Consider the following 14,589-nt stretch of genomic DNA (forward strand, 5'->3'; position numbering starts at 1 on the left):
GCCATGCTCGCCGGCATTTGGTTTCAACGGATGTCTGCAAGCGACCTATTGCGAGCGATAGGCCCGCCCGGTGTCCTGATCCTTTTGTTGCTGCCAGGCGCGCTCGCGTTCGTCCCAATGTTCGTTGCGATAGTCTTCGCGGCTCTTGTTTTCCAGCATCGCCTGACATTGACGGAAGCCGTCGACCCAGCCATCGGCGTATTGCTGATCCTTGAGATAGCGCGGCACGTTCTTGCGAAATTCGCCGCTGATCGAACCGGCGGCTTGCCGGCCGCTGACGCAACCGTCATCGAACCCGTCGGCGAACGCCGGTGGGTAACCCTTGGCGATCAGATCTTCATGGGTGGTCTGGCAACCGCCAAGCACCAGCAACACGCCCAGCACACCCGCACACCGCCACATTGCACTCTCCCGCGCCGGTTTTCGGCTCATGAGGAAAGTCTAGAAGGGAATTCGTCAGGTGACGGTGAAAGGCGTGTGAGTAATTCGTTGCAGACCACAGATCCGACTGTGGGAGCGGGCTTGCTCGCGAAGGCGTTGTGTCAGGCGAGTCGAATATCGACGGGCCGACCGCTTTCGCGAGCAAGCCCGCTCCCACAGAGGATTTTTGCAGGGCTGCGGATCAGTAGTGATACCACTTCACTTCAAGCATGAGTTCTGTTTCAGGGCTGGCGAGCTGGCTGAATTCGCGCTGAGCACTCAGACGCAGACCCAGACCCAGGTTGCGTGACAGCTCCCATTGCTGGTTCAGGCTCAGGCTGCGGCGTACTTCACCGTTGAAGAAGTAATCGCCCTTGGCCTCCAGGCTCAGATTGCCCAGTGGATTTTTCCACAGCACCCCGGTATTGAAACCGCCGGCCGGGGAGACGAACTCGGCGAAGTCATTGTTGTGCTCCACGCGCACGGTGCCGAGTGCAAAGCCGAGCACGTCTTCGCCCAGCTGCCACGTCCCGCCGCCGCCACCGTTGACGTGGCTGACCAGCGTTTCGTCGTCATGCTTGCCCGGGACGCGCTCGAGGCCACCGGTGACTTGCCACGACAACGGCTGCAGCAGCTCGTTGCGCGGTGTCAGCGAGCGAATGGTCGCCAGATCCAGTTGCTGCAATTGCCAGTCGTTGCCTTCGTACTGGCGCAGCTTCAGTTGCAGGATCTCGATCTGTGCGCCGAGGGGAAAGCTTTCGGCGTTGTCGTTGAGGTCGTGATAGGCCATACGCAAACCGTATTCGCCGAACGCGCGATCGCCGCGCGTGCCTAGGCCGGCCTGCCAGGTGCGGGATTCGTGACCGTCTTCGGGCAGACCCGGTTGCGGAATGTCCAGCTCCGGAGCCGGGTTCTTGTTGATCGCCCGCAGCAGTTCGAAGCTGCGCTGCGCCCGTTGTGGATCGCGTTCCTGACCGTTGGCGCGGTAGCGCTCCAGGCGATAGGCCGCGTCGACGATCAGCGCCTGACGGTCGCGGGGCAGCGCCTTGAATGTCGGCTCTTGCAGTACCTTTTGATCGGCACTGACTTTCAGCACCCATTGCTGCTCGTCATCGCTCAGCGGCTCGGCACGGCTGAGCAATTCACGTTCGCGGGACGGGCGGTATTCGATGTGCTCGACCAGCCCGGCCTCTTTCACCGCTTTGACGGTGTCAGTCGGGATCGCGGTCAGTGGGAATTGTTCGGTCAGGCGCAGGCTTGGCCGCGCCACTTGCAGCAGTTCCAGCAAGCGATAGGAGCAGTTTTCGTCAAAGAAGAAATAGTCGAACTGGATCTGCTTGAGCTCCCACACATGCTCGACCATGCGTGCGGTTTCAGCCTGGGTCAGATTGAGTCGGTACTCCCACAGGTCGCGGTTTTCCAGGCTGCGGTATTCGGAGAGTTTTTCCTGATAGGGCACCAGCGCGAACAGCCCCGGGTAGCCGCCCATCAGGCCTTTCCAGGCGTAAAGAATGCTGTTGTCAGAGCCTTCGATATAGGCGCCGAAGTTGATCGCGTAGCTGAGCAGCGAGGTCTTGTCGGCCTGTACATCGGCCTGATCAATGCGCAACAGGGTGTGGCCGAACATTGACGAAGGGCTGTTGAGGTAGGCGGCCGGGAAAATCATCACTGCGCTGTGCGGCGAGACGTCCTTGAACCACTTTTTGTATTCGGCACATTCCGGCGTCGGCAGATCGTTGAGGTTGAGCTGGGCTTTCAGCCAGCGCGTGCGCGCCGGGTAAACGCATTGTGCGTGTTGCTCGCCAAGGCTGGCTGGCGCATACAGTGCCTGCACGGTGGCCGCGAGTTCGCGGTCCGGATGTTCGTTGCCGTCGGGCGCGAGAAAAAACTTCCTGTCGCTGACATAGCTGCGCCAACCGCCGAGCTTGGCGGTTTCGTAGTGACCGAGGGAAATCCAGAAGCGATCGTTGGCCAGTTGCTGCAAACGTTGAGGATCGATGTGAGGCGCGGCGGACAGCGGGGCGCAGACACAGAGCGCCAGCCAGGCAAGGCGTTTGAGCATAGTCGGCAACTTAAGTCGAAAAGAAAAAATTCAATACCATCGAACTGTAGGAGCTGACGAGTGCAGCGAGGCTGCGATCTTTGCTTTTGAGGATCAAAAGATCGCAGCCTCGTTGCACTCGTCAGCTCCTGCAACGCGTCATTTGGCAAAAAATAAAAACCCGCTCCCCGAAGGAAGCGGGTGGGGTCGAGCTTAAGCCTGAGTGGCGTACTTGGCCAGACGTGGGTCCGACTTCAGTACCGCCAGGGTGTTGGTATGCACGTCTTCAGCGGTCACGTCAGCCTTGCTGAAGATCTGCTGGAAGTGCTCGTGAGTGACAGCGGCAAAGTGCGCGCGATCTTCTGGTGCCACGCCCAGTACCACGGCATAGGTGGTCAGCGCTTCGCCGTTGCCTTTGGCCATGTCTTCGGACAGCTCGTTCATCATGCCATTCATGGCGAACCAGGATTTGCCGCCGTAGGTCAGCGACGCGTTGGTCGAGCAACCGTTGGTACCGGAAGTCATACCGAAGGTAGCGTTACCGGAAGTGCCGTTGGTGGTGGAAGCAAGGAAGTGCGCCGGGGTGCCACGCTGACCTTCGAACAGCATGTTGCCCCAACCGCAATCCGGGCCGCCTGGAGCTTGCGCCATTGCGTTGATGGATACAGCGGTGAAGAGAGTACCGAGAAGAATCCGTTTCATAGCTTTGTTCTCTTTATGTGCATACCAATGGACAGGGTTCTGGCCTTTCGCGCTCTGCCCGAGGACAACGCCGAAAGTGTCAGTGGGCCGGTATTAGTTCCAGCCGCGCAGTTTGGAGTTTAGGCACGTTCCAGCGGTTCCGTGACTTTTTGCAAAATATTTGGAATAAAACCCCCATTTGCCGGAACGCGTCGGTCGGCCGCGCGCTTGTCTATGCTTTGTCATGTGGCGCGCCTTGCCAGTGGGGCACGGGCAGCGCCAGAATGCCGCTACCTGCCCCGCCTGATTGTTAAGGAAGCCCGATGCCTGATCCTGTTGCTGCCAGCCTGCGTCTTGCGCCCGAAGCGCTGACTCGTCCGTTTTCCGCTGAACAGTTCAGCTTCACTACCACCAATGATCTGGAGCCCTTTCGCGGTGTGCTCGGCCAGGAACGCGCGGTCGAAGCCTTGCAGTTCGGTGTGGCGATGCCACGCCCCGGTTACAACGTATTCGTCATGGGCGAGCCCGGCACTGGCCGTTTCTCGTTCGTCAAACGCTACCTGAAGGCCGAAGGCAAGCGCCTGCAAACCCCGGCGGACTGGGTCTACGTCAACAATTTCGATGAGCCGCGTGAACCGCGCGCACTGGAGCTGCCATCGGGCACGGCGGCCTCGTTCATCGGCGACATCAACGGCTTGATCGACAACCTGCTGGCGACCTTCCCGGCAGTCTTCGAGCACCCCTCGTACCAGCAGAAAAAAAGCGCCATCGACCGGGCTTTCAACCAGCGCTACGACAAGGCCCTCGACATCATCGAGCGCCTGGCCCTGGAAAAGGACGTCGCTTTGTATCGCGACAGCAGCAACATCGCCTTCACCCCGATGCTTGACGGTAAAGCGCTGGACGAAGCCGAATTCGCCCAGTTGCCGGAAGCCGAGCGCGAGCGCTTTCACGATGATATTTCCGGACTCGAAGAGCGCCTGAACGAAGAACTTGCCAGCCTGCCGCAGTGGAAGCGCGAATCGAACAATCAACTGCGCCAGCTCAACGAAGAAACCATCACGCTGGCGTTGCAGCCGTTGTTGGCACCGCTGTCGGAGAAGTACGCAGAAAATGCCGCCGTCTGCGGTTATCTGCAGGCGATGCAGGTCTACCTGCTGAAAACCGTGGTCGAGCAACTGGTCGATGACAGCAAGACTGACGCCGTCGCGCGCAAGTTGCTTGAGGAGCAATACGCGCCGAGCCTGGTGGTCGGTCATCCGGCCAGCGGCGGTGCGCCGGTGGTGTTCGAGCCGCATCCGACTTACGAAAACCTGTTCGGCCGCATCGAATACACCACGGATCAGGGCGCGCTCTACACCACTTACCGGCAGTTGCGTCCGGGTGCACTGCACCGCGCCAATGGCGGCTTCCTGATACTCGAAGCGGAAAAAATGCTCAGCGAGCCGTTCGTGTGGGATGCGCTGAAACGCGCCCTGCAATCGCGCAAACTGAAAATGGAATCCCCACTGGGCGAGATGGGCCGGTTCGCCACTGTGACCTTGAACCCGCAGCACATTCCGTTGCAGGTCAAAGTGATCATCATCGGTGCACGGCAGTTGTATTACACGCTGCAGGATCTTGATCCGGACTTCCAGGAGATGTTTCGCGTTCTGGTCGACTTCGACGAAGACATCCCGATGGTCGACGAAAGCCTGGAGCAATTCGCCCAACTGCTGAAAACCCGCACTTCGGAAGAAGGCATGGCGCCGTTGACCGCCGATGCGGTGGCACGATTGGCGACCTACAGCGCACGGCTGGCCGAGCATCAGGGGCGCTTGTCGGCGCGCATTGGCGATCTGTTCCAATTGGTCAGTGAGGCCGATTTCATTCGTCATCTGGCCGGCGATGAAATGACCGACGCCGGCCATATCGAACGCGCCCTGAAAGCCAAGGCTACCCGCACCGGGCGAGTGTCGGCGCGAATTCTCGACGACATGCTCGCCGGAATCATTCTCATCGATACCGATGGTGCAGCAGTCGGCAAGTGCAACGGGCTGACGGTGCTGGAGGTCGGCGATTCGGCGTTCGGCGTGCCAGCGCGAATTTCCGCCACGGTCTATCCGGGCGGCAGCGGCATCGTCGACATCGAGCGTGAAGTCAATCTTGGCCAGCCGATCCACTCCAAAGGCGTGATGATCCTCACCGGGTATCTGGGCAGCCGTTATGCGCAGGAATTCCCGCTGGCGATCTCGGCGAGCATTGCGCTCGAGCAGTCGTACGGTTACGTCGACGGCGACAGTGCGTCGCTGGGCGAGGCGTGCACGCTGATTTCGGCGCTGTCGAGAACCCCGCTCAAGCAATGTTTTGCAATCACCGGTTCGATCAACCAGTTTGGCGAAGTGCAGGCGGTCGGCGGGGTCAACGAGAAGATCGAAGGCTTCTTCCGGCTCTGTGAAGCACGTGGTCTGACCGGCGAGCAGGGCGCGATCATTCCCCAGGCCAACGTCGCCACACTGATGCTCGATGAGAAAGTCCTGGCCGCCGTGCGCGCCGGGCAGTTCCACGTGTATGCGGTGCGTCAGGCCGACGAGGCGTTGAGCCTGTTGGTGGGCGAACCTGCCGGGGAGCCGAATGCCGATGGCGAATTCCCCGAAGGCAGCATCAATGCCCGAGTGGTCGAGCGCCTGCGCGACATTGCCGAGATGATCAGCGAGGAGGATCTGAAGGAGGCCGAGAAGGAACTGGCGCAGGAGGCTTTGGCTGAAGCCAAACCCGCCTGACTGGATTCACACTCAACCCTGTGGGAGGGGGCTTGCTCCCGATTCGGTGTATCAGTCGACGACTGTGTTGGCTGTTACACCGCATTCGGGAGCAAGCCCTCTCCCTCTTTTTTTCATTTTGTGGGCATCTTCGGCAAATGTGCCACTACTCTGGCGTCAAACTTCACACAATGACCATTCGGCGCCTTCTGGTCCCTTTTGGCTTGTGCGGGACACTTTTCTTCTATTCTCAGGTCAAGGATATCGACAGTATCACTGGATCGAGCCAGTCCCCCCGTGGGGGCTGAATACCGGCTTTACCGAGGGTCGCCGCCATGTCGCGCAACCTCTGTCTCACCCGTCAATGCCTGGGTCTGGTGACCCGGATCGAATGCGCCGTCAAGCCGCTGGCCGGCGATAACGGCATGTGGACATTGCTCTTCGCCGCCGGTATGGCTGGCGAACAACCTTCCGCGATCAAAGCGCAGGGCCCGTTCCACGGACCGGTGGCGGCCGAGTCGATTCTCGACACCATTGTTGAGAGTCTGACCTTGCACGGTTATGAACTGGCCGATGATCCGCAGATCTGGAGCCTGCACCTGCAGGCTCAGTTGCGGCAGATCAACGGCGGCCGTGGGCGCAGCCTCAACGGTTAAGGTGCCGTCTCGTCCACCGGCGCCTTGTCGAGTTTGACCTCAAAGCCGTATTGCACGGTGGCGAGGTCGGTACGCTGATAGGTTTCCACGCGAGTCGGGCGACCGTAAAAGTAATGCACGCCAAGCAGTGCCGGGCCTTCTGTGCGGGCGTCGTGGCTGACCGAGAGAATCTGCTTGAGGTAATTGCCACTGTCGTCCTTGACGAAGAAACGCCATTCGTTGGCCGGGAAGGTTTTCAGGTCGACCACCAGCGTGTTGTCCTTGATCGCCAGGCCTTTGGGCAATGACGGCGCGTCGTAGGTTTGCCTGGCCACCGTGGCCAGGAACAACGGCATCGAGCCCACGGCGATCGCCGGGTTTTCCGGGAACAGGTTCAGGTCATAAGTGATCGTCGCTTGCAGCGGATCGACCTGATAAGCCTCGGGCGGCAGTTCGATCGGCTCGTCGAGTTTGCCGCCGCGCTTTTCCGTGAAGAAGGTCACTGGGCTGACGCCGGGGTTGAGTTCGTCGCCAAGCAATTCGTCATTGAACGTGCGGCGGTGGGAAAACTCGATACGCGCCGCGCTGGGCTCTTCCACCGATTGATGAATGCGCACGCCGGCCTTCAATTGTTGTTCGGTCAGCTCCGCGCCTTTGAGCCAGCTGGCGGCGAGATCGTCATACACCACCACCGGAAGATCCAGCGGCTGCACGGCTTTGGCCGTGGTGTGCGGATTGAAGGTGCGGACAGGCAGGTCGAGCTTTTTGCGTGTGATCGTCGCTGAGGAAAAGTCCAGTACGCTGACTTCCAGCGTTTCGATCGGGCCGTGAAAGTAGACCTTGTTGTAGCGGCGCGGATGGCCTTTCTCGAAGGCCTGCTGGTCGTCGCTGAGCTGTTTCTCCAGCGAATCGCTCCAGCTCGTTTGCTTCTGTAGCTGCGCCAGTTGTTGCTGATAGAACGCGACCTGCTCCGGGCTTTCGTTGATCGAACCGGCGCGCACCAGGTATTGGCCGCTGGCGTCGCGGGCCTGGACGATCAGCGGATTGATCCGGGTTTCGGCGACTTCTGGGGCCAACGGCAGGCTGTTGCTGACTTCAACCTCGGCGTAATTCTTTTCCAGCTTGAGCAGTTTGACGCTCAGATTGTCGTTGGTGCGGGTCTGGCCGACGTCTTTTTGCGTCAGGTCGAAACCGTACAGGCGACGCGGTGCGATGACTTCGACCTGGCCTTGCAGGCTGACCGGTTGTGGCAGGGTTTTCTTGTCCACGTTCAGGCCGTCGATGAACGGGTAGGTCACGGTCAGGTCGTCGGGGTTGGTCACGTTGGAGCTGGACGGGCTGAGCTGAATGCCTGGATCGGTTTCCGACCACTCTGGCTGCCAGGCGATTACCCGTTTGTTGCTCAGCGTGACCGAATGCCACTCGATGCCGTGCGGAAACAGAAAACCGCCGGGAATGTTCAGGTTGAACGGGAATACCGGTTGCAGATCGGTCAGGTAATCCGAACTGGCGTCCTTGTGCAGCACGAACAGGCCGTTGATGAACGTATCGACCAGCGCCTGCGGGGTAGGGTAGTGCTTGAGCACGGCGAGGGCGTCGGCACCGTATTCGGTGTGCGGGGTGATGTCGTCGAGCTTGAGCCGGGCCCGTTCGAGCAACAGCAGTGAACCGCCGAGTTCGGTAATGGCGTCCTTGAGCTTCGGATCGCTGACCGCAGCCAGTGACTGTTCGAATGTGGCGGTTTTTTCGTCGAGGTTGGCGACGTGTTTTTCATCGCTGGGCGAGCAACCGCCGATGAGCAAGGCGAGGCATATTCCAGCAGTCGTCAAGGCTGATCGCACATCCATTTCCACGCGTCCCGTCCACTGTTATAGGGCTGTCAATGCTTTGGACACTAGCAGAAAAGCTTTGTCACACACGCGCAGGTGGCGGATTTTTCGGCGGTTTCTGGCTGTCACAGCGGGCTGTTATACTCGCCGCCATTTCCAGCCCCTGGTGTGAGAGTCAATGGAACGCTTTATCGAAAACGCAATGTACGCCACGCGCTGGCTGCTGGCACCGATCTACATCGGCCTGTCCCTCGGTCTGCTGGCGCTGGCATTGAAGTTCTTCCAGGAAATCGTGCACATCCTGCCCAACGTCTTCGCCATGGCCGAGTCGGAACTGATTCTGGTGCTGCTGTCGCTGATCGACATGGCGCTGGTGGGCGGTCTGCTGGTGATGGTGATGATTTCCGGCTACGAGAATTTCGTCTCCCAGCTGGACATCGACGAAGGCAAGGAAAAGCTCAGTTGGCTCGGCACCATGGACTCGTCGTCGCTGAAGATGAAAGTCGCGGCGTCGATCGTGGCGATCTCCTCTATTCACTTGCTGCGCATTTTCATGGACGCCAAGAACGTCGATCCCGAGCATCTGATGTGGTATGTGATCATTCACATGACCTTCGTGATCTCGGCGTTCGCCATGGGTTACCTCGACAAGGTCACCAAGCACTGATCACCCGATCAGGCAAAAAGCCGCCCGTCTGTTGCGAAACAGACGGGCGGTTTCGTTTCTGCCTTGTGCTTTCAAGCGCACCGGCCTATCCCTGTAACGGTGCGATTCGCCACGGTGTGAGGTGCTTCCATGAACCTGCAAGAGTTGAACGCGTTTGCTGTTGCCAGGAAGGTCGATGAACTGAACCTGATCTCGATGGAAGGGGGCATTTACCTGCTGGAAGCGAGGATGCATGGGACGGCGTATCCGTTGAGCGATCTCAAGGGCAATATGCTGACGCTGCGCTCAGTGGAGCACGCGCGGGATCTGCTGCATGCCTTTCCGGTTCTGCCGTTCAACCTTGTGCACACCTCGGTTCACGATGAAATGTGTGGTCTGGTCGGTGGCCTCGATGAAAGCCTGAAAGTGCCGCTCGCCTGGCGTTCGGCCCTGTAGGCCCGGCCCCAAGTCCGGGGTATCTGTGCTAGTCTGCTCGCCCTTTTGGTTCCGGGCGCGCCGGGACGCGCTGTGCACGCACGGCAAGTCCTGTAACCGTCCGCACAGCGGAGCAGTGTCATGTCCGAAATAAATCTGTCCACCGACGAAACCCGCGTCAGCTACGGTATCGGCCGTCAACTCGGCGACCAGCTGCGCGACAACCCGCCACCGGGTGTCAGCCTGGACGCGATCCTGGCCGGTCTGACCGATGCTTTCGCCGGCAAACCGAGCCGTGTTGGCCAGGAAGAAATGTCCGCCAGCTTCAAGGTTATCCGCGAAATCATGCAAGCCGAAGCGGCTGCCAAGGCTGAAGCCGCAGCTGGCGAAGGCCTGGCTTTCCTCGCGGAAAACGCCAAGCGTGACGGCATCACCACTCTGGCTTCCGGCCTGCAATTCGAAGTGCTGACACAAGGCGACGGCGCCAAGCCGACCCGTGAAGACCAGGTGCGTACGCACTATCACGGCACGCTGATCGACGGCACTGTGTTCGACAGCTCCTACGAGCGCGGCCAGCCTGCAGAATTCCCGGTCGGCGGCGTGATCGCTGGCTGGACCGAAGCCTTGCAACTGATGAATGCCGGCAGCAAATGGCGCCTGTACGTGCCGAGCGAACTGGCTTACGGCGCACAAGGCGTTGGCAGCATCCCGCCGCACAGCGTTCTGGTGTTCGACGTCGAGCTGCTGGACGTTCTGTAAGGCTTGATGGTTGGAGCGGGCTCGGTCATGTGGGAGCGGGCTTGCTCGCGAAGACGGTGTGTTATTCAACGATGATGATGTTGAATGTTACGGCCTCTTCGCGAGCAAGCCCGCTCCCACAGGGCTCGCTGCGACCTGTTGCATTTTCATATTTCGATCTTGTTGTGCAACTCATTGGTCGGGCGCAACGCCCGGGCATAGCAGAACAGGAACAGATTGCGCACCAGTTCCTTGAGAACCAGCGGTTCGCTGGAATTGAGACTGCTGACATCCAGATCACCTTGATCCTGCAGCTCATGCAAGGCTTCTTCCTCAAGCACCGCACAGACTTCGCCAGTTTCCCGATGGAGGATTCTGAGGTAGGGGTGTGGGCGGTCCAGCCACGCATCGATCAAATAAGTCATGAGTATCATCTCCTTGAAGGGTTTCAATGAGAATAATTCTTATTCATCAAATAGCAAGTGCCTATTGGCGGATAGAGGATTTTTCCGGGTAAAGGTTGTGTCAGGTCAAAACGACTGGCGCTTGGCTATCGAGTGACTTAACCGAGGTGAGGCGGGGAGGGTGAAGCTCCATCCCACGGCTGGCGCGGGATGGATGACGCAATATTCAGACTTTTCTGACGAACTCGGATTTGAGCTTCATCGGGCCGATGCCATCGATCTTGCAGTCGATGTCGTGGTCGCCATCGCACAGGCGGATGTTCTTGACCTTGGTGCCGACCTTGACCACCAGCGATGTGCCCTTGACCTTGAGATCCTTGATCACGGTGATGGTGTCGCCGTCCTGCAGGACGTTGCCGACCGAATCTTTCTTCACGTCATCGGTGGACGCCACTTCGGCTTCGCCGCCGGCAGACCATTCGTGGGCACACTCAGGGCAGACCAGTTGCGTACCGTCTTCGTAGGTGTATTCGGAATTGCATTTCGGGCAGGGTGGCAACGTGCTCACTAAGGTTCCTTGGGTATCAGGAGGGTAAAAGGGCGCACATTGTATAGGGTTTTAGCTTTTGAGGCAGTCAAAAGCAAAAGATCGCAGGCTTCGGCAGCTCCTACGGTGATGTGTAGGAGCTGCCGAAGGCTGCGATCTTTCGATCTTGTTTCAGCAATATCAGTGTGTGCGGGCGACCGCAAACTCGCTCAGTTCCACCAGTGCATCGCGGTATTCGCTGGCCGGCAGCGCCTCGAGGCACTTGATCGCGCGGGCCACGTAGTCGCGAGCCAGCTGCGCGGTGTACTCCAGCGAACCGGACGCCTCCACGGCGATGCGGATGCTTTCCAGGTCTTCGATCCCGCCTTTCTGGATCGCCTGACGCACCAGTGCCGCCTGTTCGGCCGTACCTTCGCGCATGGTGTAGATCAGCGGCAGGGTCGGTTTGCCTTCGGCCAGATCGTCACCGACGTTCTTGCCCAGGGTTTCCGCGTCGCCTTTGTAATCCAGCAGGTCATCGACCAGTTGGAAGGCCACACCCAGGTGATCGCCGAAGGTGCGCAGGGCTTCGCTCTGCTCGGCGGTCGCGCCGGCCAGGGCCGCAGCGCTGTGGGTCGAGGCTTCGAAGAGCATCGCGGTCTTGCCGCGGATGACTTCCATGTAGGTTTCTTCGCTGGTGCTGGCGTCACGCACCTTGGACAACTGCAATACTTCGCCTTCAGCAATGATGCGAGTGGCCTGGGACAAAATCTTCATCACCGGCATCGAGCCCAGTTCGACCATCATTTCGAACGAGCGCGAGTACAGGAAGTCGCCGACCAGCACGCTCGGGGCGTTGCCCCACATGGCGTTGGCGGTCGAACGACCACGGCGCATGCCGGACATGTCGACCACGTCGTCATGCAGCAAGGTCGCGGTGTGCAGGAATTCGATGGTGGCGGCCAGCAGACGCATGTCATCGCCTTCGCGACCCAGGGCCTTGCCACACAGCAACACTAATAAAGGACGCAGACGCTTGCCGCCAGCCGAGGTGATGTAATCGCCGATTTTCGATACCAGCGGCACTCGAGACGTCAGCTGCTTCTTGATGATGCCGTCGACGGCGCTAAAATCGTCCGCCACCGCGCGGTAGAAAGCTTGGGGTTGCATCAGCGAGAGTCGCTCCAGAAGGGTTGCGCGGCATGCTAGGACCCCCGTCCAGACCTGTCAAGGCGCGATGGACGGCCACTTGCGCGACGCAGATTGCTTGCGTACAATCGCGCACCCTGAACTTCCTGGGCAGCACCTGCCTTACGCAATTGCACTTGGGCCGTTCCAGCCCCATGCAGCCATGCCAGCCAATACCTCTTCTTATAAAGAGCTGGGTGAGCAGGATTATCGGAGAAATACCATGTACGCAGTAATCGTTACCGGCGGTAAGCAATACAAGGTCGCTGAAGGTGAATACCTGAAGATCGAAAAACTGGAAATCGCTACTGGCGAATCCGTGACTTTTGATCGCGTTCTGCTGGTCGCCAATGGCGACGACGTGAACATCGGCGCACCAGTTGTTGCTGGCGCAACCGTCAAGGCTGAAGTGATCTCCCAAGGTCGTCACGATAAAGTCCGCATCATCAAGTTCCGTCGTCGTAAGCACCACATGAAGCGTATGGGCCACCGCCAGTGGTTCACCGAGATCAAAATCACCGGTATTCAGGCTTAATTACAGCCTAATTCCTCACTAGGAGAATTGAACTCATGGCACACAAAAAAGCTGGTGGTAGTACCCGTAACGGTCGCGACTCAGAAGCCAAACGCCTTGGCGTGAAGATGTATGGCGGCCAGGTCATCAAGGCCGGCAACATCATCGTGCGTCAGCGCGGCACCCAATTCCACGCTGGCTACGGCGTTGGCATGGGTAAGGATCACACTCTCTTCGCTAAAATCGAAGGCGTGATCAAGTTCGAAGTAAAGGGCGCCTTCGGTCGTCGTTACGTGAGCGTAATCGCGGCTTAATCGCGAGATCGCTGGAGAAGCCCTGTCTTGCGACGGGGCTTTTTCGTTTGTGGGGTGAGTCTCTTGCAAAGCTGTTTGTATGGGCTGTCGGCGTGCGATGCAGGTCGTGTCTTGGGGTCGCTGCGCTCATTTTTGCAAGAGTCTTATGTCTTGATTGTTTTTCGGCTCGTCCGTACGGCGAGAGGCGTTGGTTATGAAGTTTGTTGATGAAGTATCGATTCGCGTAAAGGCTGGTGATGGCGGCAATGGCGCCATGAGTTTTCGTCGGGAAAAATTCATCGAAAACGGTGGCCCGAACGGTGGTGATGGCGGTGATGGCGGTTCCATCTACATGATGGCTGACGAAAACCTCAACACGCTGGTCGACTACCGTTACACCCGGCACTTCGATGCCGAGCGTGGCTCCAACGGCGGCAGCACCGACTGCACCGGCAAGAAGGGCGAAGACCTGGTCCTGCGCGTGCCGGTCGGCACCACGGTGATCGATTCCGCTACTCAGGAAGTCATCGGCGACCTGACCAAGGCCGGTCAGAAACTGATGGTGGTGCAGGGCGGCTGGCACGGTCTGGGCAACACCCGTTTCAAATCCAGTACCAACCGTGCGCCGCGCCAGACCACGCCGGGCAAGCCGGGCGAGCAGCGCGACCTGAAACTGGAAATGAAAGTGCTGGCCGACGTCGGTCTGCTGGGTTTGCCGAACGCCGGAAAAAGTACCTTTATCCGCTCGGTCTCGGCGGCCAAGCCGAAAGTCGCCGATTACCCGTTCACCACGCTGGTGCCGAACCTCGGTGTGGTCAGCGTCGATCGCTGGAAGAGCTTCGTCATTGCCGACATTCCGGGTCTGATCGAAGGCGCATCCGACGGTGCCGGCCTGGGCATTCGCTTCCTCAAGCATCTGGCGCGTACGCGTCTGCTGCTGCACCTTGTCGACATGGCGCCGCTGGATGACTCCAGTGCTCCGGACGCGGCGGAAGTGATCGTCAACGAGCTGATCAAGTTCAGCCCGTCGCTGGCCGAGCGTGATCGCTGGCTGGTGCTGAACAAGTGCGACCAGATCCTTGAAGAAGAGCATGACGCTCGCGTCAAGGAAATTGTCGATCGCCTGGAGTGGACCGGTCCGGTGTACGTGATTTCGGCCATTGCTAAGATCGGCACCGAGCGACTGTGCCACGACATCATGCGTTACATGGAAGACCGTGCCGATCGCCTCGCCGCAGATCCTGCGTACAAGGAAGAGCTGGCCGATCTCGATCAGCGCATCGAAGACGAAGCCCGTGCGCAGTTGCAGGCGCTGGATGACAAGCGTGCCCTGCGTCGCAGTGGCGTGAAGTCGGTCCATGACATCGGCGACGATGACTGGGACGAAGAAGATGTGGATGACGAAGACGGTCCGGAAATCATTTACGTGCGTGACTGATCCGTTGCGATAAACTTGAACGCCGCTCAATCGAGCGGCGTTTTAGTATCCGGAAATCGA

At 59.2% G+C, this 14,589-nt stretch carries 15 protein-coding genes; 8 read left to right on the forward strand and 7 right to left on the reverse strand.

From position 1 onward, the window contains the following. Positions 1-45: 45 nt before the first annotated feature. The 3 genes from ACP7D9_RS18090 to ACP7D9_RS18100 form a co-directional block, all read right to left on the reverse strand. Complete coding sequence (locus ACP7D9_RS18090; protein ID WP_313005457.1) at positions 46-402, reverse strand: hypothetical protein; 357 nt, start codon at positions 400-402, stop codon at positions 46-48. 220 nt (positions 403-622) lie between these two features. Then, on the reverse strand, positions 623-2,482 hold the full coding sequence (locus ACP7D9_RS18095; protein ID WP_426158936.1) for a DUF4105 domain-containing protein: 1,860 nt from the start codon (positions 2,480-2,482) through the stop codon (positions 623-625). A gap of 192 nt (positions 2,483-2,674) precedes the next feature. Then, on the reverse strand, positions 2,675-3,163 hold the full coding sequence (locus ACP7D9_RS18100) for a DUF3015 domain-containing protein (RefSeq protein WP_007909797.1): 489 nt from the start codon (positions 3,161-3,163) through the stop codon (positions 2,675-2,677). A gap of 302 nt (positions 3,164-3,465) precedes the next feature. Between ACP7D9_RS18100 and ACP7D9_RS18105 the strand changes: the two genes are divergently transcribed. Both ACP7D9_RS18105 and ACP7D9_RS18110 read left to right on the forward strand, forming a co-directional pair. After that, positions 3,466-5,904 (forward strand): Lon protease family protein, encoded by a 2,439-nt coding sequence (locus ACP7D9_RS18105; RefSeq protein ID WP_426158938.1) that lies wholly within the window; start codon positions 3,466-3,468, stop codon positions 5,902-5,904. A gap of 314 nt (positions 5,905-6,218) precedes the next feature. After that, positions 6,219-6,539: a hypothetical protein gene (locus ACP7D9_RS18110; RefSeq protein ID WP_016773114.1), complete on the forward strand. Its 321-nt coding sequence runs from the start codon at positions 6,219-6,221 to the stop codon at positions 6,537-6,539. Here ACP7D9_RS18110 and ACP7D9_RS18115 read toward each other — a convergent pair. Continuing rightward, on the reverse strand, positions 6,536-8,365 hold the full coding sequence (locus ACP7D9_RS18115; protein WP_426158940.1) for a hypothetical protein: 1,830 nt from the start codon (positions 8,363-8,365) through the stop codon (positions 6,536-6,538). The two genes, ACP7D9_RS18110 and ACP7D9_RS18115, sit on opposite strands and share 4 nt — an antisense overlap. A gap of 160 nt (positions 8,366-8,525) precedes the next feature. On the opposite strand from ACP7D9_RS18115, the gene ACP7D9_RS18120 reads away from it, so the two are divergent. From ACP7D9_RS18120 to ACP7D9_RS18130, 3 genes are all read left to right on the forward strand, one after another. Then, positions 8,526-9,014, forward strand: a complete 489-nt coding sequence (locus tag ACP7D9_RS18120) for a TIGR00645 family protein (protein WP_090286455.1) — start codon at positions 8,526-8,528, stop codon at positions 9,012-9,014. A gap of 129 nt (positions 9,015-9,143) precedes the next feature. Continuing rightward, a complete protein-coding gene (locus tag ACP7D9_RS18125; protein WP_101157563.1) occupies positions 9,144-9,449 on the forward strand; it encodes a DUF6482 family protein in 306 nt (101 codons plus the stop codon). 120 nt (positions 9,450-9,569) lie between these two features. Then, on the forward strand, positions 9,570-10,187 hold the full coding sequence (locus ACP7D9_RS18130; protein WP_426158943.1) for an FKBP-type peptidyl-prolyl cis-trans isomerase: 618 nt from the start codon (positions 9,570-9,572) through the stop codon (positions 10,185-10,187). Between the two features lie 146 nt (positions 10,188-10,333). Here the strand turns inward: ACP7D9_RS18130 and ACP7D9_RS18135 are convergent, their stop codons facing one another. The 3 genes from ACP7D9_RS18135 to ACP7D9_RS18145 form a co-directional block, all read right to left on the reverse strand. Beyond that, the gene (locus ACP7D9_RS18135) at positions 10,334-10,591 is read right to left on the reverse strand and encodes a hypothetical protein (protein ID WP_016773118.1); all 258 of its coding nucleotides are present in this window, start codon (positions 10,589-10,591) and stop codon (positions 10,334-10,336) included. A gap of 205 nt (positions 10,592-10,796) precedes the next feature. Further along, positions 10,797-11,138: a zinc ribbon domain-containing protein YjdM gene (locus tag ACP7D9_RS18140; RefSeq protein WP_090286447.1), complete on the reverse strand. Its 342-nt coding sequence runs from the start codon at positions 11,136-11,138 to the stop codon at positions 10,797-10,799. Positions 11,139-11,297: 159 nt separating this feature from the next. Beyond that, positions 11,298-12,266, reverse strand: a complete 969-nt coding sequence (locus ACP7D9_RS18145) for a polyprenyl synthetase family protein (RefSeq protein WP_016773120.1) — start codon at positions 12,264-12,266, stop codon at positions 11,298-11,300. 241 nt (positions 12,267-12,507) lie between these two features. Between ACP7D9_RS18145 and rplU the strand changes: the two genes are divergently transcribed. The 3 genes from rplU to cgtA all read left to right on the forward strand — a co-directional run bounded on the left by rplU (position 12,508) and on the right by cgtA (position 14,529). Further along, positions 12,508-12,819, forward strand: coding sequence for a 50S ribosomal protein L21 (gene rplU, locus ACP7D9_RS18150; RefSeq protein WP_007924746.1), 312 nt, complete (start codon positions 12,508-12,510; stop codon positions 12,817-12,819). A 35-nt stretch (positions 12,820-12,854) separates the two neighbouring features. Next, a complete protein-coding gene (rpmA, locus tag ACP7D9_RS18155; RefSeq protein WP_016773121.1) occupies positions 12,855-13,112 on the forward strand; it encodes a 50S ribosomal protein L27 in 258 nt (85 codons plus the stop codon). 193 nt (positions 13,113-13,305) lie between these two features. Continuing rightward, complete coding sequence (gene cgtA, locus ACP7D9_RS18160; protein ID WP_426158946.1) at positions 13,306-14,529, forward strand: Obg family GTPase CgtA; 1,224 nt, start codon at positions 13,306-13,308, stop codon at positions 14,527-14,529. The last annotated feature ends 60 nt before the right edge of the window (positions 14,530-14,589 follow it).

Source organism: Pseudomonas sp. TSRC2-2, assembly GCF_049897785.1.
Classification (GTDB): domain Bacteria; phylum Pseudomonadota; class Gammaproteobacteria; order Pseudomonadales; family Pseudomonadaceae; genus Aquipseudomonas.